Origin of the sequence: Lacrimispora sp. (assembly GCF_032078915.1) — a bacterium.
Classification (GTDB): domain Bacteria; phylum Bacillota; class Clostridia; order Lachnospirales; family Lachnospiraceae; genus Lacrimispora.
Genome location: NZ_DAMAUN010000181.1, coordinates 1 through 3,467 on the forward strand (window position 1 = coordinate 1; position 3,467 = coordinate 3,467).

A 3,467-nucleotide genomic window follows, 5' to 3' on the forward strand; every position below is an offset into this window, starting at 1 on the left:
ATTCCCAGGGAGAGCGTGCTATGGCAGTCGCAAGGTATACCCTTGCAGTTGACCGCAGAAGCCGCAGGAATCAGGACGGCAATGAGCAGACAGCCGATTTTATCAATTGCGTTGCATTTGACAGAGCAGGAGAGTTTGCGGAGAAATATTTCCGTCAGGGCATGAGAGTACTGATTTCCGGAAGGATCCAGACTGGAAGTTATACGAATAAAGACGGCATTAAGGTTTATACAACAGATATCGTTGTAGAAGATCAGGAATTCGCAGACAGCAAGGGCGGATCTTCCGGAGAAGGCGGCGGCGGTTATCAGCCAGTCTCCAGACCGGCACCCTCCAGTGCAATCGGCGATGGATTTATGAATATTCCGGATGGAGTCGAAGACGAAGGGCTTCCATTCAACTAAATCTAACAGGAGGTAGTACCAATGGCATATAATAAAAATGATAAAGCTGATGGCGCTAAGTTCAAAAGAGGCGGCATGCGCAGAAGAAAAAAAGTATGCGTATTCTGCGGAGAGAAGAACGGCGTTATTGATTACAAGGATGTAAATAAATTAAAAAGATATGTGTCTGAGAGAGGAAAAATCCTTCCTAGACGTATCACTGGCAACTGCGCAAAGCATCAGAGAGCGCTTACTGTTGCAATTAAGAGAGCAAGACATATCGCTCTTATGCCTTACACTATGGAATAAATCCTTATTTTATAAGGGTTTGTGAGTAGGGTAAAGGATTTTCACTCAAAATTTATTTGAATCGGGATGATTTTTGCGGCTGGCTTTCAGCCGGGAAGAGAGTTTCGTGATATGGAAAGACTTCACATGAAATGTGGGGTCTTTTTTTATTTATAAAAAGTGATTTCCACATTATGGTTAATAGTATATAATGACTTTAAGTAAAAGTTTGAATGTATAATTGAACTCAATGCAATATAGCAATTAATGAAGATATATTAGAAGTGCTGAAGAGAAACGAAAAAAGCATGGAACTTAATGAAGGTGCAGAAAACTTGAAAATAGTACATTGTGGTGACAAAGTTGAGTTAACGTTAACAGGAATTCACAGCATTTTGATAAAAAAGTCAGGTGGACTTGATGGGGTGAGTGATAACAATTTGCTGGAATCGGCGTTGCAAGCACCTTTTCAAACATTTGGAGGAGATGAACTATATCCCACAATTCAGAAAAAGGCAGCATGTCTTTGCTATGGTCTGGTTAATAATCATAGTTTTATTGATGGAAACAAACGGATTGGAATATTGGTCTTGATGACGTTTTTACAACTGAATGGGATGCCGGTAGATTGTACTGATGACGAATTGATTCGATTAGGTCTGGGATTAGCTTCCGGAGAGGTGAGCCGGAGGAATTGTTTAAATGGATCGTTACCCAAACTGATAAATAGAAGGTTATTAATTGTATAAGTCGCTTTTGTGCTTAACACTATGAAGTAAGCCTTATTTTATAAGGATTTTTGGATAGATAAGGATTTCTACAAAACTCAATGATAACCTTCCGATTAACTTTTTAGATATAAAATTTATTGGAGGAAAACGAATTATGGCAGAAATGAAAAAAATTATCTACAAGGAAGCGGACGAACGCCTAATGGTTGGTATGTTCCGGGAAACTTCTTTTTCAAATGCTGGTCAAGTATGGCAGGACTTTTTTCAAGGAGATACAATTGAGAAACTTAATAGGCTTTCAGATGCCAAATGCTGTGATGATATAGACGAAAATGACGGAATAGGCTTCATGTATGATTTTAGAGATAAACAAAACTTCAATATCATCATAGGTGACTTTGTATAAACCAATACAAAAATACCAGAAGGACTGTTTGCTAAACATATTCCTAAAGGTTTAATCGCGCATGTTCAAATTGAGGGCAATAATATTGCAGATATACTCGATTCAGCATATATGTTGATTACGGAAGCTATTGAAAAATCGGGTGGAGTAATTGACTATGAAAATTTCTATTGGTGCGAGGTTTATACTCATCAACGTTATTCAGAGCCGCTCCAACGGGGTGAAAAGATTATCATAGACTACCTTATGCCCGTTAAAGTAAAGTAATTGGGCTTGATTTAAAGAGAGTCCGGTGATAGAAAAGGACCTCACATGAGAGTGTGGGGCCCTTTTTTGTTGGCTTTGTTTATGGTTACATTGATTAGCTGTTTCGCTTGTTAGCGGTTGCTGGTTAACAGGGAAGGAGAATATGGCAATTATGATTAATTTGGTATATAATGACTAATTAATACGCATTTGTTTTTTATATATTCCCTTATTGTGGTAATAACGGGATGTCTAAAACAAGGAGGTTCTTGTATGGAGAACAGTATCATAGCTGATTTAGAAGAAAGTTATGGGCTAACTTGCAATCAAATTGTTCCTGTAGAAGGTGGATGGTTGAATCAAAAATGGAAGGTTTCCACTGATAAATGCGAATTATTGGTTAAACAATTCAGCAATATGCGGTATAGCGGGGACAAATTGAAATTAGTTGAGTCTGCTTTACAGAGGCAGATTATCCTTGAAAAGAATGGCGTTCCATGTCCGTCTGTCAGGCTATGTGGAGGTCATGCTATTCGCCTATTGAATAATGAGACAGCTTATATGGTCATGGAATTTCGCAGGGGAAAGGTGGAAAATCCTAATACAGTCACAATAATGCAGATGCGCAGTCTTGGTAACGCCTGCGGATTAATGCACAAAGTATTTTTACAACTTCCGGCGCTTTCAGTTAGAGGGTTTCCTATTATCAGCGGACGGATAATGGATTCTTTATGGGCTAATTTTTATGCCTGTAAGCAAGAGTGTTCATCAATCCTTCCCATTGAATACCGAAAAGCCTTGCTTATGCAAGAGCCTATTTTAAAACAACTTACAAATAGGTTCTTTGATAAAATGCCCAAAGGAATTGCCCATGAAGACTTTTCCTCTGATAATATCTTGTTCGATGTAGATTGTGTATCGGCTATCATAGATTTCGACCGCAACCATTATAGTTATATTTGGCATGACATAGGAAGGGCAATATTATCTTTTGCTTTGAAAGACGATAGAATGGACATGGAGAAAGTATATGCTTTTCTTGAAGGTTATTCACAGCATTTAGCGCTGACTTTGCCTGATATAGCAGATGCTTTACGGCTATCGTGGTGTATTGAAGTACCGTGGTGGATAAAACCTGAATTATTTAGAGCAAATCGGGAAAAGGTAGTGCGTTTCAAAAATGAAATGCTTTGGTTGACGGAACATTGGTTTGAACTGGATTCAATTATTTGCTCTATTGATTTTAGATTCAAAAAGTCATTTCAAATATGAAGGCAGAAATACTATAAGGAGATATGTACTTAAGAGTTGGGATGAGAGCTGGAAGGGGTAAAGTAGACTATTAAGGAATAGTAAAAGGGGCTGTCTCAAAATGAAAAATTTCAACAAGATATGGTTTTTGGTTGCTTGGTG

General features: G+C 38.2%; 5 protein-coding genes. All 5 read left to right on the forward strand.

All coding sequences use genetic code 11. From position 1 onward, the window contains the following. On the forward strand, positions 1-404 hold a 404-nt coding region (locus RT269_RS29870; RefSeq protein WP_313188154.1), incomplete at its 5' end, for a single-stranded DNA-binding protein. A gap of 21 nt (positions 405-425) precedes the next feature. Beyond that, entirely contained in the window at positions 426-692 is a 267-nt protein-coding gene (gene rpsR / locus RT269_RS29875; protein ID WP_100306367.1) for a 30S ribosomal protein S18, read from the forward strand. A 287-nt stretch (positions 693-979) separates the two neighbouring features. Then, positions 980-1,420: a type II toxin-antitoxin system death-on-curing family toxin gene (locus tag RT269_RS29880; RefSeq protein ID WP_313188155.1), complete on the forward strand. Its 441-nt coding sequence runs from the start codon at positions 980-982 to the stop codon at positions 1,418-1,420. A 136-nt stretch (positions 1,421-1,556) separates the two neighbouring features. After that, a complete protein-coding gene (locus RT269_RS29885) occupies positions 1,557-1,808 on the forward strand; it encodes a hypothetical protein (RefSeq protein WP_313188157.1) in 252 nt (83 codons plus the stop codon). 519 nt (positions 1,809-2,327) lie between these two features. After that, positions 2,328-3,326 carry a phosphotransferase gene (locus tag RT269_RS29890; protein ID WP_313188158.1) on the forward strand — a complete coding sequence of 333 codons (999 nt, stop codon included), beginning with the start codon at positions 2,328-2,330 and terminating at the stop codon, positions 3,324-3,326. Positions 3,327-3,467 lie beyond the last annotated feature (141 nt).